Origin of the sequence: Achromobacter pulmonis, from assembly GCF_002885955.2 — a bacterium.
Lineage (GTDB): Bacteria > Pseudomonadota > Gammaproteobacteria > Burkholderiales > Burkholderiaceae_B > Achromobacter > Achromobacter pulmonis_A.
In genome coordinates, this window is record NZ_POQS01000004.1 from 122,025 (window position 1) to 142,072 (window position 20,048).

A 20,048-nucleotide genomic window follows, 5' to 3' on the forward strand; every position below is an offset into this window, starting at 1 on the left:
AACCTGTCAGAATATAAGTTATTGAAAACAGTCCGATCCGAGTGAACCCGATGAGCCAGTTGAGTTTTTCCGAAGCCGAGTACGTTGGCAAACGCAAGAAAACGCGCCGTGAGAAGTTTCTGGCCAAGATGGAGCGTGCGGTGCCGTGGAAGCTCTTTGCCGATCTGGTCGATCCGCATTACCCCAAACCGGGCATCGGTCGTCCACCGTATCCGCTGGAAACGATGCTGCGCATCTACTTCATGCAACTGTGGTTTTCGCTGTCGGACCCGGCCATGGAAGAGACGCTGTACGACAGCTTTTCGATGCGCCAGTTTGCCAAACTGCCTGGAGGTCGTGTGCCGGACGAGACCACCATTTTGAACTTCCGTCATCTGCTCGAGCAGCACAACATTGCCGACCAAGCGCTTGAGGCGGTCAACCTGCTGTTGCAGGATCAAGGCATTCAGGTGCGCAAAGGCACCATTGTGGACGCCACAATTATCGATGCACCCAGCTCGACCAAGAACGCCAGCGGCACGCGGGACCCCGAGATGCATCAGACCAAAAAGGGAAACCAGTGGCACTTTGGGATGAAGGCCCACATTGGGGTTGATCTTCACAGCGGGCTGGTCCACACGGTGGTGGGCACCGCTGCCAATGAGCATGATGTTACTCAGGCGGCTGCGTTGCTGCATGGTGAAGAAACGTTGGCTTTTGGCGATGCCGGTTATCAAGGCGTAGACAAACGACCCGAGCACCAAGGGCGTGACGTAACCTGGCACATTGCCATGCGCCCCGGCAAACGGCGCGCCTTGGGTAACAGCGCAATTGATCGTTTGACGCAAAACATTGAGCGGGCCAAATCCAGTCTTCGAGCCAAGGTTGAGCATCCGTTTCGTGTCATCAAATGCCAATTCGGGTTTCGTAAAGTCAGATTCCGTGGACTGGCCAAGAACACTGCGCATTTGAAAATGTTGTTTACGCTGTCCAATATCTGGATGGCACGCCGCCCGTTGACGGCGGTGGCAGGGTAAGTGCGCCCAAAAAGCGCCAACAGGCCCGAAAACGGGCCTGATCGGGGTGCAAACAACCCGAAAGTGGCGATGATTTGAGCAGTTTTTAACCATTTTTGAATACTTTGGTCATGAGGTCGATTTTTGGATGTTTGAAATCGAGTTCTTCAGACCTTCCCTAGGTAAAACACCTAGTCCGGGAGCCCTCTGTTTTGGTACCAACAATATTGACACAGTACCGTTTGTCATTTCAAATCGGTACCGAAACATAGATTTCAGTACCAAAAGAACAACGGAGACCCGATGCGCCTTCCCCACGATTCCCTGCATGAAGGCGCCACGGTCGCCGCCCTGTACCGTACGTCGTTCAGGGCGTTTCCCGATGCCCCGGCCATCGTCTCCGACGAGGCCGCGCTTTCCTACGCCAAGCTGGAGGCGATGTGCCATCGCTACGCGCGGCTGCTGCGCGCCAAAGGCCTGCAACGGCAGGACGCCATTGCCTTTCTCGTCGGCAACCGCGCCGAGGCCATCGCCGCCATCATCGCGGCGCAGTTCATCGGCCTGAAGTCGGTCGCCCTGCACCCGATGGCCTCCGAGGAGGACCACGTCTTCGTGCTGCAGGACGCGCAGGTGCGGGCCCTGGTGGTCGACGACAGCAAGTACGCGCAACGCGCCCAGGCCATCGAGGCGCGCGGCGCGGTGCCCATGGTGCTGCCGCTGGACGGCGGCATGGTCCGGGAAGCGGCGGCGATGGACGGCGGCGAGCTGCCGCTGGACGCCCGGCCCGGAGACATCACCAAGCTGTCCTACACCGGCGGCACCACCGGCCGTTCCAAGGGCATTCTGCAGACTCATCGCACCGCCGTCACCATGACGCTGCAAATGCTGGGCGCGTACGAGTGGCCGCGGCATGTGCGGTATCTGGTGACCACGCCGATCTCGCACGCGGCGGGCGGCCTGATCCTGCCGACCTTTCTGCGCGGCGGCGCCGTCTACCTGAGCGACAAGTACACGCCGGCCGGCTTTCTGGAGCGGGTGCAGCGCCACCGCATCAATTTCACCTTCCTGGTTCCGACGCAGATCTACGGCCTGCTGGACCATCCGGCGCTGGCCGCCAGCGACTGCTCCAGCCTCGAACTGGTTCTTTATGGCGCGGCCCCCATGGCGCCGTCCAGGCTGCTGGACGCGCTGCGCAGGATCGGCCCGGTATTCGGCCAGGTGTACGGCCAGGCCGAAGCGCCGATGACCATCTGCTACCTGCGCCGCCAGGACCACGACCCCGGGCGTACCGAACTGCTGCGCTCCTGCGGCCAGGCCATCGCCGGCAACCAGGTGAAGCTGCTGGACGCGAACCTGCAGGAAGTGCCCACGGGCGAGATAGGCGAACTCTGCGTGCGCAGCCCGCTGGTGATGGAGGGCTATCTGAACCGGCCGGAAGAAAACGACAAGGTCTTCGCGGGCGACTGGCTGCACACCGGCGACATGGCGCGCATGGACGCCGCGGGCTATCTGTACATCGTCGACCGGGTGAAGGACATGATCATCTCCGGCGGCTTCAACGTCTATCCCAGCGAAGTCGAGAACTGCCTGGCGCAGCATCCCGACGTCGCGCTGTCCGCCGTCATCGGCGTGCCCGACGAGAAGTGGGGCGAGGCCGTCACGGCGATCGTGGTGCTCAAGGACGGCGCGCGCGCCGACGCCGCCGCGATCATCGAATACGTGACCCGGCACAAAGGCGTGGTGAATGCGCCGAAGACCGTGATGTTCGAAGACCGGCTGCCGCTCACGGCGCTGGGCAAGATCGACCGCAAAACCATCAGAAGCCGGTACTGGACCGGCCGCGACCGCCAGGTCGGCTGAGCGAAGCCACCCTGAATAAACAAGCCGGCCTACGGGCAACCAAGGAGACAACGATGCGCATCAGACACCGCATTTTCAAAGCATGCCTTTTGGCCCTGGGCATGGCGAGCGCCCCGCTTCACGCGCAGGAGCCCTACCCGGCCCGGCCCATCAAGCTGATCGTCCCCTTCGCGCCGGGCGGCGTCACCGACCTGACCGGCAGAACCTTCGCGAAATACATGTCGGATGCGCTCAAGCAGCCGATCGTCACCGAGAACAAGCCGGGCGCGGGCGCGCTCATCGGCGCGAACTACGTGGCGCGCTCCGCCTCCGACGGCTACACGCTGCTGCTGGGCACCAACGTCACCCACGCCATCAATCCGCAGTTGATGACGTCTACGCCCTATGACCCGCTCAAGGACTTCCGGCCGGTGGCGATGTTCGGCCTGAACGGAAACGTGCTGGTGGTCAACGCCTCATTTCCGGCGAACACCTTCGACGAATTCATCAAGTACATCAAGGCCAAGCCCGGCGACATCAATTACGCCTCGGGCAGCATCGGCAGCTCCGCCCACCTCGCCGCCGAATTGCTGAAGCAGGAGGTCAAGGGCCTGGAATACATGCACGTGCCCTACAGCGGCCCGTCCGAAGCCATGTCGGCGCTGATCGGCGGCCACGTGGACTTCATGTTCGCCAACATCGGCGCGGCCATCAGCCAGATCAAGTCCGGCAAGATCAAGGCGATTGCCGTCACCACGGCCAAGCGCGAAGCGCAATTGCCGGACGTGCCCACCATCGCCGAATCGGGCGTGCCGGGTTTCGAGGTGGTCGGCTGGATGGCGGCGTTCCTGCCCAAGGGCGCACCGGACGACGTGACGGCCCGCCTGAATCAGGCGGTCAACGACGCGCAGTCCGATCCCGACCTGCGCAAGACCCTGGATGCCGCAGCGCTGATTCCCGTGGTGGCGACGCCGGACCAGACCGCGAAATTCGTGCAGGACGAGTATGCGAAGTGGGGCCGCGTCATCCGCGACGGCAACATTCCAAAACAATGACCGGTGGAAAGCTCATGACACTCAAAGGCAAGGCCTACATCGCGGGCGCATACGAGCATCCCACGCGCTACGCGCCCGATAAATCGGTCACGCAGCTCCACGCCGAATGCGCGCTCGGCGCGCTGCGCGACGCCGGGCTGGACATCAAGGACGTGGACGGCTATTTCTGCGCCGGCGACGCGCCGGGCGGCAGCCCCCTGTCCATGGCGGAATACCTGAACCTGGACCTGAAGTGGGTGGACGGCACCGAGCTGGGCGGCTGTTCCTACATGGTGCACGTGCGCCATGCCGCGCTCGCCATCGCGCAAGGCAAATGCTCGGTGGCCCTGATCACCCTGGCCGGCAAGCCCAAGAGCAGCGGCATGGCCACGGGCACGGCGCCGCGCGAGCTGGGTCCGGAGCGCCCCGAAACGCCCTGGGACCGCCCGTACCGGTCCACCATCACGGGCATATACGGCATGCTGACGCAGCGCCACATGCACGAGTACGGCACCACCTCGGCGCAGCTGGCCGCCGTCAAGGTCGCGGCCGCGCACCATGCGCAATACAACGAGCACGCGGCGCTGCGCACGCCGGTGAGCGTCGAGGACGTGCTGGCCTCGCCCATCATCGCCAGCCCCCTGCATCGCATGGATTGCTGCGTCATCACGGACGGCGGCGGGGCGCTGGTGCTGACCAGCCCGGAAATCGCCAGGCGTCTCGCGCGTCCGCTCGTCAAGATCATCGGCGCGGGCGAAAGCATCAAGACTGCGCGTGGCGGCTACATCGACCCGGTCACTTCCGGCGCCGTCGCCAGCGGCAAGCTGGCTTTCGCCGAGGCGGGCATCGCGGTCGACGACGTGAAATACGCGTCGATCTACGACAACTTCACCATCATGGTGCTGATGCAGCTCGAAGACCTGGGGTTCTGCAAGAAGGGGCAGGCCGGCGCCTATGCGGCCGAAGGCAATCTCATCTCCGGACGCGGCAAGCTGCCTTTCAACACCGACGGCGGCGGACTGTGCAATAACCACCCGTCGAACCGCGGCGGCATGACGAAAGTGATCGAAGCGGTGCGCCAGCTGCGCGGCGAAGCGCATCCGGCCGTGCAGGTGCCCGGCTGCAACCTGGCGCTGGCATCGGGTCCGGGCCTGGTCATGGGCGTGGCCCATGCGCATTCCACCTTGATCTTCGAACGGGAGTAAGGCGTGAACCAGCCTAGCGACGCAACCGCCCATCAGAACGACCCTTACGCCCAGGCGTATCCCGAGACCGCGCCATTCTGGGCCGCCGCGCAGCAGGGGCAATTGCTGCTGAAGACCTGCAACCGATGCCGGCGCGCCCACTGGTATCCGCGCGTCGTGTGCCCGCTGTGCGGCGGCGACGATACCGGCTGGGAACCGGCGAGCGGCCAAGGCAGCCTGTACGCGTTCAGCATCATCGAGCGCGCCGATCCGCCCTATGCCCTGGCCTACGTCGAACTCGACGAAGGCCCGATCCTGCTGAGCAATATGGTCGATTGCGACCTGCGCGCGCTGCGGATCGGGCAGCGCGTATCCGCCGTGTTCCGACAGACGCCGGACGGGCGCTACGCGCCTTACTTCACCCTCGCACCGTAGGACGGCCGCGCGGGGCGGCCGTCCATGCACATTCCGGTCAGCGGATCGGCCAGGGATACATGGCGCCGCCCTTGCTCCACAGGGCGTTGGTGCCGCGCTCCAGGCCGAGCTTGCTGCCCTTGCCTACGTTGCGTTCGAAGATCTCGCCGTAGTTGCCCACCGCCTTGATGGCGTTGTAGGCCCATTTTTCATCCAGGCCCATGTTCTTGCCGGCGCCCGGCGTCACGCCCAGGATGCGCGAAACGTTGGGGTTCTTGCTCTTGAGCATTTCGTCCACGTTCTTCTGCGTGATGCCGTATTCCTCGGCTTCCATCAGGGCGAACAGGGTCCAGCGCACGATGCCGAGCCAGTTCTCGTCGCCCTGGCGCACCATCGGGCCCAGCGGCTCCTTGGAGAAGCGCTCCGGCAGGATTTCATAGTCGTCGGGGTTGGCGACCTGGGTGGCGCGCACGGCGGCCAGCTGCGAGGAGTCGTCGGTGAAGGCGTCGCAGCGTCCCGATTCGAAGGCCCGCACGACTTCGGTGACCTTGTCGATCACGACCGGCTTGAATTCGATGTTGTTGGCGCGGAACCAGTCGGCCAGATTGAGTTCGGTGGTGGTGCCGGGCTGCACGCAGACCGTGGCGCCGTTGAGTTCCTTGGCGCTCTTGACCCCGAGTTTCTTGTTCACCAGGATGCCCTGGCCGTCGTAGAAGCTGGCGGCCACGGCCGACAGGCCCAGCGAGGTATCGCGGGTCTGGGTCAGCGTGACGGTGCGCAGCAGCACGTCGACCTCGCCCGATTGCAGCGCGGTGAAGCGCTGCTGGGTCGACAGCGCCGTGCCCTTGAATTTGGTCGAATCACCGAACACGGCCGCGGCCACCGCGCGGCAGATGTCCACGTCCAGGCCTTCCCATTCGCCCTTGCTGTTGGTCGCCGAAAAGCCCGACACGCCGTCGGTCAGGCCGCACTGCACGAATCCTTTTTTCTTCACCGCATCCAGCGTGGGACCCGCCACCGCCGCCTGGGATGCGCAAGCCAGGGCGAGCGCGCCGGCAGCAAACAAGATGGACCGCTTCATTTTTGCCTCTCCTGAGATGGACGCCGTGCCGGCCTGCGGGCTCGGCCGCGGCGCAAACCGAGCCAGATTAAGCGATGTCCACGGTGCGAACAACGGAACGCATCCTAGTGGAAACCCGGGGTCCGCGCCCCGCGGGCCCGGCGTTTACAGGCTGTCCGGTGATCGAACTTTATCGGCCCGCCCGGCGTCTCGGCGGCCCGCGCTTGCATGCAATACTTTTTTCGCGCCGCGGCCGATCGCCGCGGCGCGCCACAAGAAAAGGCGCGCTACATGCGCCCCCCAGTCCGCCGACTCATGGAGGAGACAAAGTTCCATGGCCCTTGCAAGCAACGCGCGGCTACGCCGCCATACCCTCAAGACCCTGATGTGCGCCGCCCTGGCCGCCGCCGGCCTGGCGGCCGGCCCGGCGCAGGCGGCCGACGACTGGCCCAGCAAGCCCATCAAGATCATCGTGCCCTACACGCCGGGCGGCTCGACCGACATCGTGACCCGCATCGTGATGGAAAAGCTGGGCCCGCGCCTGAACCAGACCATCGTGGTCGAGAACCGGCCCGGGGCCAACAGCAGCCTGGGCTCGGCCATCGCCGCCAAGGCCGAGCCGGACGGCTATACCTTCCTGTCCATGCTGCCGGCCTACATCATCAATTTCCACCTGTACAAGCTGAACTACGGCCCGGCCGATCTGACGCCCGTGGTGCAGATGGCGGACCTGCCGCTGTTCCTGTTCGTGGCCCAGGACGTGCCGGCCAAGAGCGTGGCGGAGCTGGTGGAGTACGCCCGCAAGAATCCGGACAAGCTCACCTACGCCTCCAGCGGCAATGGCTCCAGCGCGCACCTGACCGGCGCCGATTTCGCGTTGCAGAGCAAGATCACCATGACCCACGTGGCCTACAAGGGCAGCGCCCCCATCCTGGCCGACCTGCTGGCCGGACGCGTGTCCATGGTGTTCGACCCCATCCTGGTGCCGATGCAGTACGTCAAGCAGAACCGCCTGAAGGCGCTGGCCTTCACGGGCAGGGAGCGCTGGCCGACCGAGCCCGGCGTCCCCACCATGGAAGAAGCCGGCCTGCCCGGTTTCGTGACCGGCTCCTGGGCCGGGCTGATGGCGCCCGCCAACACGCCCAAGCCCATCATCGAGCGCATGGCGCGCGAGATCAGCGAGATCGTCAAGGAGCCCGACGTCAGGCAGAAATTCCTGGACGCGGGCTTCCTGCCCGTGGGCGGCACCACCGAGCAGTTCGCGGCCCTGATGAAGAAGGACTCGGAGCGCTACGCCGAGATCATCAAGCAGGCGCACATCACCGTGAACTAAAGGCGGCGGGCGCGCCCGCCGCGCCCTGCCCCGACGGGAGTTCTCCATGATCGACAAGTTCTACGACAGCCCCGAGGCGGCGGTCTCGGACATCCATGACGGCGCCACGGTGCTGATCGGCGGCTTCGGCGGAGCCGGCATGCCGACCGAACTGATCCATGCGCTGATCGCGCAGGGCGCGCGCGAGCTGACCGTGGTCAGCAACAACGCCGGCAACCACGAAACCGGCCTGGCCGCGCTGATCAAGGCCGGCCGCGTGCGCAAGGTGATCTGTTCGTTTCCCAAGGCCTCGCATTCCTGGGTCTTCGACGATCTGTACCGCCAGGGCCGCATCGAACTGGAATGCGTGCCGCAGGGCACCATCGCCGAACGCCTGCGCGCGGCCGGCGCCGGCCTGGGCGGCTTCTACACGCCCACGGCCTACGGCACCGAACTGGCGCGCGGCAAGGAGACGCGCATCATCAACGGCCGCGGCCACGTGTTCGAGGAACCGCTGCACGGCGACTTCGCCCTGGTCAAGGCCGACCGCGCCGACCGCTGGGGCAACCTGACCTACAACAAGAGCGCGCGCAACTTCGGTCCGGTGATGTGCATGGCGGCGCGCACCGCCATCGTGCAGGTGCGCGCCAAGGCGGCGCTGGGCGAGCTGCCGCCGGAAGCCGTGGTCACGCCCGGCATCTTCGTCAAGCGCGTGACGCAGGTGGCCGACGCCGCCTTCTCGAGCTGAAGGAGTCCGCATGTTCCAACCCCTGAGCCGCGAGGCCATGGCGCGCCGCCTGGCCCGCGACATTCCCGAAGGCAGCTATGTGAACCTGGGCATCGGCATGCCGGTGCTGGTGGCCGCGCACCTGCCGCCCGGCCGCGAAATCGTGCTGCACAGCGAGAACGGCATCCTGGGCATGGGCCCGCCGCCGGCCGAGGGCGAGGCCGACCTGGACCTGATCAACGCCGGCAAGCAGCCGGTGACGCTGCTGGCCGGCGGCTCGTACTTCCATCACGCGGATTCGTTCGCGATGATGCGCGGCGGCCATCTGGACATCTGCGTCATGGGCGGCATGCAGGTGGCGGCCAACGGCGACCTGGCCAACTGGTCGCTCGGCCGCCCGGGCGAGCCGCCCGCGGTGGGCGGCGCGATGGACCTGGCGGTGGGCGCGCGCAGCGTCTACATCATGATGGAGCACACCACCAAGAGCGGCGAGCCCAAGATCGTCGAACGCTGCACCTATCCGCTGACCGGCGCGGGCGTGGTGGACCGCATCTACACCGACCTCGCAGTCATCGACGTCACGCCCGAGGGGCTGCGGGTCCGGGATATGATCGACGGCATGACCCTGAAAACGCTGCAGGAACGCACCGGCGCGCCGCTGCGCGCAGACTGATGCCGCCCAACCTGCCCCCTCCCGGTTACGCCGCGCCGCTGGCGGCGGAGGATCACCCCGACCTGCTGCGTGGCGATCCGGACTACATGCTGACGCTGGCGCGCGGCCTGCACGTGATCCGCGCCTTCGGCACGCGCCGCCAGCCGCAGACCGCGGCCGAACTGAGCCGCCGCGCCGGCCTGCCCCGCGCCGTGGTGCAGCGCTGCCTGCATACGCTGACCCTGCTGGGCATGGCCGAGCAGCACGGCCGGCTCTATGTGCTTACGCCGCGCATCCTCGGGCTGGGCTATGCCTATTTCTCATCCACGCCCTTCGTCTCGCTGGCCCAGCCGGTGCTGGAGGAACTGAGCGCCACGGTCAACGAAACCTGCGCGCTGGCCATCATGGAAGGCCACGAGATGCTGTACCTCGCGCGCTCCGAGGTCCATCGCCTGCTGGCCACGTCGATGGGGCTGGGCAGCCGGCTGCCGGCCTATTGCACCTCCATCGGCCGCGTGCTGCTGGCGCAATTGCCGCCGCCCGCGCTGGCCCGCTACTTCGCGGCGACCGAACTGCAGCCCTATACCGAATTCACCGTGGTGTCGGAGGACCGGCTGCGCGCCGAACTCGCGCGCATCCGCGAACAGGACTATGCCGTCGTCGACCAGGAACTGGAACTGAACGTGCGCGCCATCTCGGTGCCCGTGCGCTCGGCCAGCGGCAAGGCCTGCGGCGCGGTCAACGTCAGCGTCAAGGCCGCCAGGGTGCCGCTGCAACGGCTGACCGAGGAGTTCCTGCCGCCGCTGCGCCAGGCGGTGGAGCGGATCGGGGAGTTTCTGGCGGCGTGATGGGTTTCGCGCGTTCGATGTCCGGTTTTTCTTCAGGTTTTCTCGCGCTGCACCCATCCTACGTTCGACCGATTGCATCGAACCGTCGAACGTAGGATGGGTGCAGCGCGAGAGTCCTTGAGCAAGAACTCATATCTCCAACGCGCGAAACCCATCAGACGGCGCCAGCCGCCCCTGAACCATCACAAATCCGTCGTATCCAGCGTGAACGCCGCGGCCGCGCGCCCGATGCGGTCGTTGACGGCATGCCACGCTTCGGTGGCGGGCGGGGCCTGCACGATGATGCGGGCATAGCCCTGTTGGTCCAGGTCGCGCAGCAGGCCGTAGAGGGCCTGGGCGTAGCGCGCCGGGTCGGCGGGCACGGACTGCCATTGCACCCGGGGGTCCAGCGCGGCGGGCGGTTCGCCATAGGCGACGGCGACCACGCGCCCGGCCGGCAGGTCGCGGCCCTGGATCACGTCGCGCAGGCGGGCGTCGGACGCCAGTTCCAGCGCCGTGCGCGGCGCGTAGTGGGCCTTGAGCGTGCCCGAGGCGCGCGGCGCGGCCGCGTCCGGGGCGAACACCTGCACGCCCAGCACGGCTTCGATCTGGGCGGCGCTGATGTGGCCCGGGCGCAGCAGCACGGGGCCGGCGCCGCGGTCCAGGCGCGACAGGTCGAGTATGGTGGATTCGATGCCGACGTCCGAGGCGCCGCCTTCGAGCACCGGCATGCCGGCGGCGACTTCCCCGGGGAATTCGCTGCGCACGTGCTCGGCGCGCGTGGGCGAGACCTGGCCGAACTTGTTGGCCGAGGGCGCGGCCACGCCGCCCTGCCCGTTCGGCTTGCCGGCCGCGAAGGCCGCCAGCAGCGCCTGCGCCACCGGATGCGAGGGGCAGCGGATGCCGATGCTGTCCTGGCCGCCGCTGACGGTGTCGGCGATGTGCGCGGCGCGCTTGAGGATCAGGGTCAGGGGACCGGGCCAGAACGCGTCGATCAGCAGGCGCGCTTCCGGCGGCACTTCGGCCGCCCAATAAGACACGTCGCCTTGCGGCGCGATGTGCACGATGACCGGATGGTTGGACGGGCGGCCCTTGGCCGCGTAGATCCGCGCCACCGCCTGCGCGTTCTCGGCGTCCGCTCCCAGGCCGTAGACGGTCTCGGTGGGAAAGGCGACCAGGCCGCCTTCGAGCAGGCGGCGGGCGGCCAGGGCGATCTCCGCGTCGCCGGCGCAGGCAGTGGGCAAGGCGTTCATGGCGTCGCTTATTCCGGAGCCTGCATGCCCAGCGCCGCCGCCACGCGGGCGGCGTCGTCGCGGGCCTGCTGCAAGGTGGGCGCCACGATGTTGATGTGGCCCATCTTGCGGCCGCGGCGCGCTTCGCGCTTGCCGTACAGGTGCAGCTTGGCGGTGGGCACGGCCAGCGCGGCGGCCCAGTCGGGCTCGCGCTGCGTGGTGGCGGTGGCCGACGGATACCAGATGTCGCCCAGGATGTTCAGCATGACCGCGGGCGCCAGCAGGTCGGTGCCGCCCAGCGGCAGGCCGGCCATGGCGCGCGCCTGCTGCTCGAACTGGCTGGTGAGGCAGGCGTCCATGGTGTAGTGGCCGCTGTTGTGCGGGCGCGGCGCGATTTCGTTGACGATCAGGCTGCCGTCCTGGAGCACGAAGAATTCCACGCACAGCACGCCGTGGTAGCCCAGGCCCTGCGCGATGGCCTGCGCCGCCTCGGTGGCGCGGGCCTGGCGTTCGGCATGGGCCGCGTCCTGCTGGACCGGCGCGGCGGTGGAGACCGCCAGGATGCCGTCGCGGTGCACGTTGCGCGCCACCGGAAACACCATGCTGGCGCCGTCGAAGCCGCGCGCCAGGACCACCGAGATTTCGTAGTCCAGCGGCATCAGCGCTTCCAGCACGCAGGCCACGCCGCCGAATTCGGCGAAGGCGGCCAGCGCCTCGTCGCGCGTGGCGATGCGGGCCTGGCCCTTGCCGTCATAGCCCAGCCGGGCCACCTTGAGGATGCCCGGGAACAGGCTGTCCGGCGCGGCGCGCAGATCGGCTTCGCTGCGGATGGCGGCGTGCGGCGCCACGGCGATGCCCTGGGCGGCGATGAAGGTTTTTTCGGCGATGCGGTCCTGCACGATGGCCACGGCGTCGCCGGCCGGGCTGACGCGGCAGCGGGTGGCCAGCGTGCGCAGGCTGTCGGCCGGCACGTTCTCGAATTCGGTGGTCACGGCCTGACAGGTGGCGGCCAGGCGGGCCAGGCCGTCCTCGTCGTCGTAGGCGGCCTGGATGTGCAGGTCGGCCACCATGCCGGCCGGGCACTCGGCGGCGGGGTCCAGCACCGCGACCTTGTAGCCCAGGCTTTGCGCCGCGTGGCAGAACATGCGGCCCAGCTGGCCGCCTCCCAGCAGGCCCAGCCAGCCGCCGGGGGCAATCGTGTAAGCAGTGGAATGAGTCATTCTGATCAGGCCTCGGGCGGAACCTTCATAGCGCGCGCGGCCTCGGTCTGGCGGGCGCGGAACGCCACCAGCTTCTGGTGCAGGCCGGCGTCGGTGGCGGCCAGGGTGGCGATGACGTGCAGCGCGGCGTTGGCGGCGCCGGCTTCGCCGATGGCGAAGGTGGCCACCGGCACGCCCTTGGGCATCTGCACGATGGACAGCAGCGAGTCTTCGCCGCGCAGGTACTTGGACGGCACCGGCACGCCGAACACCGGCACTTCGGTCAGCGCCGCCATCATGCCCGGCAGGTGCGCCGCGCCGCCGGCGCCGGCGATGATGCCGCGCAGCCCGCGGGCGTGGGCGGCGGCGCCGTACTCGGCCATGTCCTGGGGCATGCGGTGCGCGGAAATCACGCGCGCCTCGCAGGGCACGCCGAAGTCCTCCAGCATGGCGACCGCGTGTTTCATGACCTCCCAATCGCTGGAAGAACCCATAATCACGCCCACCACGGGGGTGGCCTCTGCGGAAGTCTTGGCTGTCATAACCGGTGTCTGAAGTTGAGACCGCGGCGCCAGGGCCGCGGCAAGGTCGGAAGGACCGCGGAACCAGGCCGCGAAACCGGCTATTTTACCCGTCCGGGGCGGGACGCTAGCGGGGCGAGCCGGAATCCAGCAACAGATAGGTGGTGGGGTCGTCCGGGCAGGGTCCGAAGCCGCATTCCAGCGTGGTGGCCCCGACGTTGGCCAGCACCGCGATGAAGAACAGGGCCATGACCACGATGCCGATGGCCGGCAGCGGCTTTTTCAGCATGCTGTCGCCCCACTTGCGGTCCACCGACAGCATCACCGCGCAGAACACGATGATGGCCACGAAGGCGATGAAGGCCCAGGTGTAGAAATGCAGGCCCATGAAGGGCTCGCCGTAGCCCGGGTCGCCCGGCATGATGTGCAGCAGCACCTGGCGGCCCGAGGCCAGCATGCCGCCCAGCGCGCCGGCGATGCTCATCGCGTAGTGCATCGGCGACGGGCCCATGCGCAGGTTCAGCAGAAAACCCACGCCAGCCATGACCAGGGCCACGCGCTGCAACAGGCACAGCGGACACGGCAGCTCGCCATAGGCGAACTGCCAGAAAAAGGCCACGCCCAGCACGCCGGTGACGCCCAGCAGGGCCAGGCCGTTCAGGATGCGCGAGCCGCGCGCGGGATTGAGGGAGAAGATCATGCGCCCGCCCTCAGAACGACAGCGCCAGCGGGCTGGTCATGTGGTACTGGCACCAGGCGGCGTAGATCGCGAGGGTGAGCAGCCAGAAGGTCACGCAGGGGCGGCGCTTTCCTAGCATCCCGAACCACACTGCGACCAGGCCGGTCAGGAAAGGCAGCATCATTACCATACGTAGCGCTCCTGTCTGGGTCGCGGTGAAGTATAGCGTAACAATGCGCAATAAATGTTATCGGAATTCAGGCCGAATCCGGTCCGTCACTCGGCACGCCCAGGCGGCGCACCACGCGCTCCAGCACCTGGTACAGCAGCTCCACGTCTTCGGCGCCCACCAGGCTCTCGATTTCCGCGTAGGTGGATTCCGAATGCGGCGCGATCTCGGCCACGATCATGCAGCCCGCCTCCGTCAGGCCGAACTCCGCGCCGCGCAGGTCGTCGTTCAGGCGGCTCCTGTGTATCAGTTCCTTGGCCTCCAGCGTCTTCAACAGGCGCGACAGGCTGGGCATGCTGATGAAGGTCATCTGCGCCATTTCCATGGGCCGCAGGCTGCGTCCGGCCGCCGACATGGCGCGCAGCACCCGCCACTGCTGCTCCGTCAGTCCGTGCTCGCGCAGCATGGGGCGAAAGCGCACCATGACCGACTCGCGGGCCTGGAGCAAGGCCATCGGCAGGGAGCGGGAAAACGAGCGCAGGGGTCGGGATGCGGCGGGGGTCTGGGGTTCTGTCATGGCAATGGCGCAAGGGAGCGCCAAATTGTATACAAGCGGGCCATGACATGGGCCCGGGCGGCCGGGCGGCGCGATTCCGGTCAATACGCGCCCCCCTGCGGCGCCGGCTGCGCGCGCTTGTAGCGGCCGGCCAGGGCGCTGGTGGCCTGCACCAGCAGGCGGGTATCCAGGCCCACGGCCACGAAGCTGCAGCCCAGATCCAGGTAATGGCGGGCCTGCGCTTCGTCGGCGGTCAGGATGCCGGCGGCCTTGCCGGCCCGTTGGATGCGCGCGATCGCGTCGCCGATCGCGGCCTGCACCTCGGCATGGCCGGGATCGCCCACGTGGCCCATGGCCGCGGACAGGTCGGCCGGGCCGATGAACACGCCGTCCACGCCGTCGGTCGCGGCAATGGCGTCCAGGTTCCGCAGGCCTTCGAGCGTCTCCACCTGCACCAGCACGCAGACCTGGGCGTTGGCTTCGTGGTAGTAGGCCGCGCGGCGCCCCCAGGCCGACGCGCGCGCGCCGCCCATGCCGCGTATGCCGCCCTGGCCGTCGTTCTGCGGGTAGCGCGCCGCGCGCACGATGCGCGCGGCCTGCTGCGCCGTGTCGACCATGGGCACCAGCAGCGTCTGCGCGCCCACGTCCAGGTACTGCTTGATCAGCATTTCGCCGACCTCGCCGTGCCCCATGGGCACGCGGGCGATGGGATCGACGCCGGGATAGGCGGCGATGGCCTGCAGCTGCGACAGCAGGGTCAGCGTGTCGTTGGGGCCGTGCTCGCCGTCGATCAGCAGCCAGTCGAAACCGGCGCCGGCGCAGATCTCCGCCGAGTACGGGCTGCCCAGGCCCAGCCACAACCCGATCTGGGCCTGTTTCTGCGCGATGGCCGCCTTGAAGCGGTTGACGGGGGTTTGGGTTGGCGTGGTCATCGTCATGCTTTCATCCTGAAGCGCAGCGCGCCCAGCGGGCCGTAGTCGGCTTCGAACAGGTCGCCGGGCCGGGCGGCCACCGGCCGCGTGAACGATCCCGCCAGCACGAGCTGGCCGGGCTGCAGCGATTCGCCCCAGGGCGCCAGCTTGTTGGCCAGCCAGGCCACGCCGATCGCCGGATGGCCCTGCACGCCGGCGGCCAGGCCGGTTTCCTCCACCGCCCCGTTCTGGCGCAGCACGGCGCCGCACCAGGGCAGGTCCAGCGAGGCCGGCGCGGCGCGGCGCGCGCCGACCACGATGCCGGCATTGGCCGCGTTATCGCTGATGGTGTCGTACACCTTGCGCATCGCCTTGGTGTGGCGGTCGAACTGCTCGATGCGCGCATCGATGATCTCGATGGCCGGCGTCACGTATTCGGTGGCGGCCAGCACGTCGTCCAGCGTCACTTCCTTGCCGCCGGGCAGGCCGGGGCCGGCCAGCGGCGCCTTGAGCACGAAGGCCAGCTCCACTTCCACGCGCGGGGCGATGAAGTTGCCGAACGGAATGTCCAGCACCTGCCCTTCGGTGCAGGTGTAGAGCATGGAGTCCAGCAGCGTGCCGTAATCGGGCTCGTCGATCTGGCTGGCGATCTGCATGGCGCGCGAGGTCAGGCCGATCTTATGGCCGATGACCTTGCGGCCCGCGGCGGTCTGCATGCGCACCCATTCGCGCGACACGCGGTAGCCGTCCTCGACCGTCATGTCGGGAAAGCGCTTGGAGAAATGTTCGATCTGCTGGCGCGATTTCTGGCTCTGGTCGAGTTCCTGCGCGAGCCGGGTCAGGAGTTCTGCGGAAAACATGGATTATTTCTTCGTGAACAAGGGATGCAGGGTGCTGTGCTTGGCGTCGTAGACCTGGCCCGGCGCTTCGTCGACCTGCACCGTCAGGCCCAGGTGCTTGCGCGGATCGGAGAACAGCGGCGCCAGGTGCTTTCGGGCGCTGCCCGCGATCGCGTCGCCGGCGGCCCGCCTGACGGCGTCGGAGCGGCCCGCGCCCATGCGCAGGTTGACGTAGACGAAACCGTAGTCGCCGTCGCCGCCGGCGGCCCGGCCCGCGGCGCCGCCGTCGGCCACGGCGTAATGCGGCGCCGGATAGGCGTAGACGCGCGTGCCGCCGGTGGGAAAGACCTGGCTGCCGTCTTCGGCGCGCACGGTGAGCATGGCGTCGGCGACGGCCCGGCACAGGCCGCCCATGTCGGCCTGCGCTTCGAGGTTGCCGGTATAGAGGATGACGACGTGAGGCATGGCGTCAGAGCCTCCCCGCCGGCGCGGCGCCGGCCGTGGCCTGCGCCGCGGGAATGGCGGCGCCGTCCTGCGGCGTCACCGGAAAGACCGCGTTGACCTGCCCCGTGCCCGAGGCTGCGAAGTACGGCGTCACGAGGTCGGCCCGGCCGTCGTAGTCCGACCAGCCCAGCGCGCCCAGCAGCATGGCCGTGTCGTGCATGAAGCCTTCGCCGTGGCCCTTGGCCGCGTACTCGGGCAGCATGCCGCAGAAGGCCTTCCATTCGCCGGCCTGCCACATGCGCAGCACTTCGCGGTCCAGCTGTTCCAGGAACGGACTCCAGATCCTGAACGCGAAGTCGGGCGCCTGCCCGTTCTGCGCGAAGCGGTGCGACAGCGAGCCGCTGGCCAGGACGGCCACCGTGCCGTCGTACTTGTCCTCAATGGCGCGCCGGATCGCCCAGCCCAGGCGGGCGCTGTCGTTCAGGTAATGGACCGTGCACATGGCGGAGACCGAGACCACCTTGAACTGCCGGTCCGCGTTCATGTAGCGCATGGGCACCAGCGTTCCGTACTCGGGATCGAGCGTGGTGGCGTCGTGCGCCAACGTCTCCACGCCGAACGCGTTGGCCGTCTCGGCCAGCAGCTTGCCCAGCGCCGGGTTGCCGGGAAACTCGAAGCCCATGTTGCTGATGAAGTGCGGCAGCTCGTTGCTGGTGTACAGGCCCTTGAAGTTCGGCGCGCAGTTGATGTGGTAGCCGGCGTTGACCAGCCAGTGCGTGTCGAACACCACGATGGTGTCGACGCCGGCCTCGCGGCAGCGCCGGCCGATCTCCGTCAGGCCGTCGATGGCGTCCTGGCGCGTGCCCTTGCGCGGGCCGTCCTGTTCGCTCAGATAGATGGATGGAACATGCGTGACCTTGGCTGCGAGTGCTAGCTTACCCATGATGGTTCCCTTGAAAACGATGGCGCGTCAGCCCGTGGTGATGTTGGCGCGCCGTATGATCTCACCGTATTTGCCGATCTCGCTGTGGACGAACTGCTCGAACTGCGCCACCGAGCCGGCCCGCGAGACCACGCCGCTCTTGGCGAAAACCTCCACCACGCCGGGCGCGGCCAGCGCCTTGTTGACTTCGGCGTTGACGCGCTGGACCACGGCGTCGGGCGTGCCCGCCGGCGCCAGCAGGCCCTGCCAGGAGTTCGACTCCAGGTCCACGCCCTGCTCGGCCAGCGTCGGCACGTCGGGCGCGAAGCGCGAACGCTGGCGCGTGGCCATGCCCAGGGCGACCAGCTTGCCGCTTTCGACGTGGCTGCGGAATTCCGACCAGTTGCCGAACATCACGCTGACCTGCCCGCCCAGCAGGTCGGTGAGCGCCGGGCCCTGGCCCTTGTAGGGCACGTGCACCATGTCCACGCCCATCATCTGGCACAGCAGCGCGCCGGCCAGGTGCGCCGAGGTGCCGTTGCCGAACGAGGCGTAGGTCAGCGTGTCGGGCTTGGCCAGCGCCGCCTGCTTGAGGTCGGCCAGGGTCTTCAGGCCGCTGGACGGATGGGTGGCCAGCACGTGCTCGGACAGGCCCATCAGCGCCACGGGCTGCAGATCCTTGTCGGTGTCGTAGGGCAGTTTCTTGACCAGCGTCTTGTTGGCCGTGAAGCTGTTGGCCACGCAGACGAAGGTGTAGCCGTCGGCCGGCTGCTTGGCCACGTAGTCCACGCCGATCACCGTGCCCGCGCCGGGCTTGTTTTCCACGACGACGCTCTGGCCCAGCTGCTTGCCCAGCTCGGCGCCGATCAGGCGCGCCACCATGTCGGTGGTGCCGCCCGGCGGAAACGGCACGACGACGCGCAGGGGCCTGGCCGGCCAGTCGCCGGACTGGGCGCGGCCCGGCCCGGCGGTAGCGGCCAGCGCGGCGGCGGAACAAAGCTGCAGAAAGTGGCGGCGTTGCATGGTTGTCTCCTTTATCGTGCTATCGGGATTTCAGACGCTCACGCGCCCCAGTGCGGAATAGGGTGCGAGCCGGTGGCGACGGCCACGTTCTTCGGTTCACAGAACACTTCGTAGCTCCAGGTGCCGCCTTCGCGGCCGGTGCCCGAGGCCTTGGTGCCGCCGAAAGGCTGGCGCAGGTCGCGCACGTTCTGGCTGTTGACGAAGCACATGCCGGCCTCGATGGCCGCGGCCACGCGGTGCGCACGGCCGACGTTCTCGGTCCAGACATAGCTGGACAGGCCATAGGCGGTGTCGTTGGCGATGCGGATGGCGTCGGCCTCGTCCTTGAACGGAATCAGGCAGGCGACCGGCCCGAAGATCTCGTCCTGGGCGATCTTCATGCGGTTGTCCACGTCGGCGAAGACAGTGGGCGCGACGAAGTTGCCGTGCCTGACGCGGTCGGGCACCGCCGGGGCGTCCAGGCCGCCGCACAGCATGGAGGCGCCCTCTTTCTGCCCGAGTTCGATATAGCTGCGCACCTTGGCCAGGTGGCCGCGGGAAATCATGGGGCCGATGATGGTCTGCTCGTCCAGCGGATCGCCCACGCTCACGCGCCGGGCGCGGGCCACGAACTTCTCCACGAACCCGGCGTAGACGCCCTGCTGCACCAGGATGCGGCTGCCGGCGGTGCAGCGCTCGCCGTTGTTGGAGAAGATCATGAACACGGCGGCGTCCAGCGCGCGGTCCAGGTCGGCGTCGTCGAAGATCACGAAGGGGCTCTTGCCGCCCAGCTCCATGCTGTATTTCTTCAGGCCGGCGGCCTGCACGATGCGATTGCCCGTGGCGGTCGAGCCGGTGAACGAAATGGCGCGCACGCCCGGATGCACGCACAGCGGCTCGCCCGCTTCCTTGCCATAGCCGTGCACCACGTTGAGCACGCCGGCCGGGATGCCGGCTTCCAGCGCCAGCTCGCCCAGGCGCGCCGCGGTCAGCGGCGAAAGCTCGCTCATCTTGAGCACCGCGGTATTGCCGAAAGCCAGGCAGGGCGCGACCTTCCAGGTGGACGTCATGAACGGCACGTTCCACGGCGAGATCAGCGCGCACACGCCCACCGGATGGAACAGCGTGTAGTTAAGGTGCGTGGAAGTGGGATAGGTGTGGCCGTCCACCCGCGTGCACATCTCGGCGAAGTAATGGAAGTTGTCGGCCGCGCGGGGCACCAGCTGCTTGCCGGTCTGGCTGATCGTCTGGCCGGTGTCGTTGGTCTCGGTCTGCGAGATCTCCGGCACGTGCCGGGTGATCAGCTCGCCCAGCTTGTGCATGAGCCTGGCGCGCTCGGCCGCGGGCCTGGCCGCCCAGGCGGGAAAGGCTTCCTGCGCGGCCCGCACGGCGGCGTCGACTTCGGCCTCGCCGCCGGCGGCGACTTCCGCCAGCACGTCCTGGGTGGCGGGATTGACGGTTTCGAAATAATTCTTGCCGGCAACGATCTTGCCGTTGATCAGGTGATCGATTTTCATGGCTTCTCTTGCG

The 20,048-nt window shown here is 67.6% G+C and carries 22 protein-coding genes; 9 read left to right on the forward strand and 13 right to left on the reverse strand.

What is annotated here, in order from left to right:
- Window positions 1–50: 50 nt before the first annotated feature.
- The 5 genes from C1I89_RS15575 to C1I89_RS15595 all read left to right on the forward strand — a co-directional run bounded on the left by C1I89_RS15575 (window position 51) and on the right by C1I89_RS15595 (window position 5,487).
- The gene (locus C1I89_RS15575; protein WP_102770808.1) at window positions 51–1,016 is read left to right on the forward strand and encodes an IS5 family transposase; all 966 of its coding nucleotides are present in this window, start codon (window positions 51–53) and stop codon (window positions 1,014–1,016) included.
- A 282-nt stretch (window positions 1,017–1,298) separates the two neighbouring features.
- Window positions 1,299–2,855: an AMP-binding protein gene (locus C1I89_RS15580; protein WP_102773618.1), complete on the forward strand. Its 1,557-nt coding sequence runs from the start codon at window positions 1,299–1,301 to the stop codon at window positions 2,853–2,855.
- Window positions 2,856–2,908: 53 nt separating this feature from the next.
- Entirely contained in the window at window positions 2,909–3,889 is a 981-nt protein-coding gene (locus tag C1I89_RS15585; RefSeq protein WP_102773619.1) for a Bug family tripartite tricarboxylate transporter substrate binding protein, read from the forward strand.
- 14 nt (window positions 3,890–3,903) lie between these two features.
- Window positions 3,904–5,073: a thiolase domain-containing protein gene (locus C1I89_RS15590; RefSeq protein ID WP_102773620.1), complete on the forward strand. Its 1,170-nt coding sequence runs from the start codon at window positions 3,904–3,906 to the stop codon at window positions 5,071–5,073.
- A gap of 3 nt (window positions 5,074–5,076) precedes the next feature.
- On the forward strand, window positions 5,077–5,487 hold the full coding sequence (locus C1I89_RS15595) for a Zn-ribbon domain-containing OB-fold protein (protein ID WP_102773621.1): 411 nt from the start codon (window positions 5,077–5,079) through the stop codon (window positions 5,485–5,487).
- A gap of 37 nt (window positions 5,488–5,524) precedes the next feature.
- Here C1I89_RS15595 and C1I89_RS15600 read toward each other — a convergent pair whose 3' ends face one another.
- Window positions 5,525–6,547, reverse strand: a complete 1,023-nt coding sequence (locus C1I89_RS15600) for an amino acid ABC transporter substrate-binding protein (RefSeq protein WP_102773622.1) — start codon at window positions 6,545–6,547, stop codon at window positions 5,525–5,527.
- Between the two features lie 313 nt (window positions 6,548–6,860).
- Here C1I89_RS15600 and C1I89_RS15605 point away from each other — a divergent pair, with 313 nt between their 5' ends.
- The 4 genes from C1I89_RS15605 to C1I89_RS15620 are packed head-to-tail and all read left to right on the forward strand — an operon-like array spanning window position 6,861 to window position 10,065.
- Window positions 6,861–7,859 (forward strand): Bug family tripartite tricarboxylate transporter substrate binding protein, encoded by a 999-nt coding sequence (locus tag C1I89_RS15605; protein ID WP_102773623.1) that lies wholly within the window; start codon window positions 6,861–6,863, stop codon window positions 7,857–7,859.
- Between the two features lie 46 nt (window positions 7,860–7,905).
- A complete protein-coding gene (locus C1I89_RS15610) occupies window positions 7,906–8,586 on the forward strand; it encodes a 3-oxoacid CoA-transferase subunit A (RefSeq protein ID WP_102773624.1) in 681 nt (226 codons plus the stop codon).
- A 10-nt stretch (window positions 8,587–8,596) separates the two neighbouring features.
- A complete protein-coding gene (locus C1I89_RS15615; RefSeq protein WP_102773625.1) occupies window positions 8,597–9,238 on the forward strand; it encodes a 3-oxoacid CoA-transferase subunit B in 642 nt (213 codons plus the stop codon).
- A complete protein-coding gene (locus C1I89_RS15620) occupies window positions 9,238–10,065 on the forward strand; it encodes an IclR family transcriptional regulator domain-containing protein (protein WP_102773626.1) in 828 nt (275 codons plus the stop codon). The genes C1I89_RS15615 and C1I89_RS15620 overlap by 1 nt, the downstream gene beginning before the upstream one ends.
- A 182-nt stretch (window positions 10,066–10,247) precedes the next feature.
- Here the strand turns inward: C1I89_RS15620 and C1I89_RS15625 are convergent, their stop codons facing one another.
- The 12 genes from C1I89_RS15625 to hpaE all read right to left on the reverse strand — a co-directional run bounded on the left by C1I89_RS15625 (window position 10,248) and on the right by hpaE (window position 20,035).
- Window positions 10,248–11,297: an L-threonylcarbamoyladenylate synthase gene (locus C1I89_RS15625; RefSeq protein ID WP_102773627.1), complete on the reverse strand. Its 1,050-nt coding sequence runs from the start codon at window positions 11,295–11,297 to the stop codon at window positions 10,248–10,250.
- A gap of 8 nt (window positions 11,298–11,305) precedes the next feature.
- The gene (locus C1I89_RS15630) at window positions 11,306–12,496 is read right to left on the reverse strand and encodes a 5-(carboxyamino)imidazole ribonucleotide synthase (protein ID WP_102773628.1); all 1,191 of its coding nucleotides are present in this window, start codon (window positions 12,494–12,496) and stop codon (window positions 11,306–11,308) included.
- A 5-nt stretch (window positions 12,497–12,501) separates the two neighbouring features.
- Window positions 12,502–13,017, reverse strand: coding sequence for a 5-(carboxyamino)imidazole ribonucleotide mutase (purE, locus tag C1I89_RS15635; RefSeq protein WP_168202163.1), 516 nt, complete (start codon window positions 13,015–13,017; stop codon window positions 12,502–12,504).
- Window positions 13,018–13,123: 106 nt separating this feature from the next.
- A complete protein-coding gene (locus C1I89_RS15640; RefSeq protein ID WP_102773629.1) occupies window positions 13,124–13,696 on the reverse strand; it encodes a disulfide bond formation protein B in 573 nt (190 codons plus the stop codon).
- Window positions 13,697–13,706: 10 nt separating this feature from the next.
- On the reverse strand, window positions 13,707–13,865 hold the full coding sequence (locus tag C1I89_RS34535; protein ID WP_219929589.1) for a DUF5993 family protein: 159 nt from the start codon (window positions 13,863–13,865) through the stop codon (window positions 13,707–13,709).
- Between the two features lie 67 nt (window positions 13,866–13,932).
- Window positions 13,933–14,421, reverse strand: coding sequence for a homoprotocatechuate degradation operon regulator HpaR (hpaR, locus tag C1I89_RS15645; RefSeq protein ID WP_102773630.1), 489 nt, complete (start codon window positions 14,419–14,421; stop codon window positions 13,933–13,935).
- Between the two features lie 80 nt (window positions 14,422–14,501).
- Window positions 14,502–15,332 carry an aldolase/citrate lyase family protein gene (locus C1I89_RS15650; protein WP_102773631.1) on the reverse strand — a complete coding sequence of 277 codons (831 nt, stop codon included), beginning with the start codon at window positions 15,330–15,332 and terminating at the stop codon, window positions 14,502–14,504.
- A 2-nt stretch (window positions 15,333–15,334) separates the two neighbouring features.
- The gene (hpaH, locus tag C1I89_RS15655) at window positions 15,335–16,171 is read right to left on the reverse strand and encodes a 2-oxo-hept-4-ene-1,7-dioate hydratase (protein WP_102773632.1); all 837 of its coding nucleotides are present in this window, start codon (window positions 16,169–16,171) and stop codon (window positions 15,335–15,337) included.
- A 3-nt stretch (window positions 16,172–16,174) separates the two neighbouring features.
- Entirely contained in the window at window positions 16,175–16,615 is a 441-nt protein-coding gene (locus tag C1I89_RS15660; protein ID WP_102773633.1) for a 5-carboxymethyl-2-hydroxymuconate Delta-isomerase, read from the reverse strand.
- Between the two features lie 4 nt (window positions 16,616–16,619).
- Window positions 16,620–17,537, reverse strand: a complete 918-nt coding sequence (gene hpaD, locus C1I89_RS15665; protein ID WP_102773634.1) for a 3,4-dihydroxyphenylacetate 2,3-dioxygenase — start codon at window positions 17,535–17,537, stop codon at window positions 16,620–16,622.
- Between the two features lie 27 nt (window positions 17,538–17,564).
- Window positions 17,565–18,539 (reverse strand): tripartite tricarboxylate transporter substrate binding protein, encoded by a 975-nt coding sequence (locus C1I89_RS15670; protein WP_102773635.1) that lies wholly within the window; start codon window positions 18,537–18,539, stop codon window positions 17,565–17,567.
- A gap of 38 nt (window positions 18,540–18,577) precedes the next feature.
- Complete coding sequence (gene hpaE / locus C1I89_RS15675; protein ID WP_102773636.1) at window positions 18,578–20,035, reverse strand: 5-carboxymethyl-2-hydroxymuconate semialdehyde dehydrogenase; 1,458 nt, start codon at window positions 20,033–20,035, stop codon at window positions 18,578–18,580.
- Window positions 20,036–20,048: the final 13 nt, after the last annotated feature.

Bases quoted from the DNA above. Each gene is read 5' to 3' on its own strand.
- hpaE (WP_102773636.1), bottom strand. From the start codon at position 20,035: ATGAAAATCGATCACCTGATCAACGGCAAGATCGTTGCCGGCAAGAAT.
- C1I89_RS15605 (WP_102773623.1), top strand. From the start codon at position 6,861: ATGGCCCTTGCAAGCAACGCGCGGCTACGCCGCCATACCCTCAAGACC.
- C1I89_RS15625 (WP_102773627.1), bottom strand. From the start codon at position 11,297: ATGAACGCCTTGCCCACTGCCTGCGCCGGCGACGCGGAGATCGCCCTG.
- hpaH (WP_102773632.1), bottom strand. From the start codon at position 16,171: ATGTTTTCCGCAGAACTCCTGACCCGGCTCGCGCAGGAACTCGACCAG.
- purE (WP_168202163.1), bottom strand. From the start codon at position 13,017: ATGACAGCCAAGACTTCCGCAGAGGCCACCCCCGTGGTGGGCGTGATT.
- C1I89_RS15630 (WP_102773628.1), bottom strand. From the start codon at position 12,496: ATGACTCATTCCACTGCTTACACGATTGCCCCCGGCGGCTGGCTGGGC.
- C1I89_RS15640 (WP_102773629.1), bottom strand. From the start codon at position 13,696: ATGATCTTCTCCCTCAATCCCGCGCGCGGCTCGCGCATCCTGAACGGC.
- C1I89_RS15580 (WP_102773618.1), top strand. From the start codon at position 1,299: ATGCGCCTTCCCCACGATTCCCTGCATGAAGGCGCCACGGTCGCCGCC.
- C1I89_RS15610 (WP_102773624.1), top strand. From the start codon at position 7,906: ATGATCGACAAGTTCTACGACAGCCCCGAGGCGGCGGTCTCGGACATC.
- C1I89_RS15575 (WP_102770808.1), top strand. From the start codon at position 51: ATGAGCCAGTTGAGTTTTTCCGAAGCCGAGTACGTTGGCAAACGCAAG.
- C1I89_RS15620 (WP_102773626.1), top strand. From the start codon at position 9,238: ATGCCGCCCAACCTGCCCCCTCCCGGTTACGCCGCGCCGCTGGCGGCG.
- hpaD (WP_102773634.1), bottom strand. From the start codon at position 17,537: ATGGGTAAGCTAGCACTCGCAGCCAAGGTCACGCATGTTCCATCCATC.
- C1I89_RS15650 (WP_102773631.1), bottom strand. From the start codon at position 15,332: ATGACCACGCCAACCCAAACCCCCGTCAACCGCTTCAAGGCGGCCATC.
- C1I89_RS15600 (WP_102773622.1), bottom strand. From the start codon at position 6,547: ATGAAGCGGTCCATCTTGTTTGCTGCCGGCGCGCTCGCCCTGGCTTGC.
- C1I89_RS15660 (WP_102773633.1), bottom strand. From the start codon at position 16,615: ATGCCTCACGTCGTCATCCTCTATACCGGCAACCTCGAAGCGCAGGCC.
- C1I89_RS15615 (WP_102773625.1), top strand. From the start codon at position 8,597: ATGTTCCAACCCCTGAGCCGCGAGGCCATGGCGCGCCGCCTGGCCCGC.
- C1I89_RS15590 (WP_102773620.1), top strand. From the start codon at position 3,904: ATGACACTCAAAGGCAAGGCCTACATCGCGGGCGCATACGAGCATCCC.
- hpaR (WP_102773630.1), bottom strand. From the start codon at position 14,421: ATGACAGAACCCCAGACCCCCGCCGCATCCCGACCCCTGCGCTCGTTT.
- C1I89_RS34535 (WP_219929589.1), bottom strand. From the start codon at position 13,865: ATGGTAATGATGCTGCCTTTCCTGACCGGCCTGGTCGCAGTGTGGTTC.
- C1I89_RS15585 (WP_102773619.1), top strand. From the start codon at position 2,909: ATGCGCATCAGACACCGCATTTTCAAAGCATGCCTTTTGGCCCTGGGC.
- C1I89_RS15670 (WP_102773635.1), bottom strand. From the start codon at position 18,539: ATGCAACGCCGCCACTTTCTGCAGCTTTGTTCCGCCGCCGCGCTGGCC.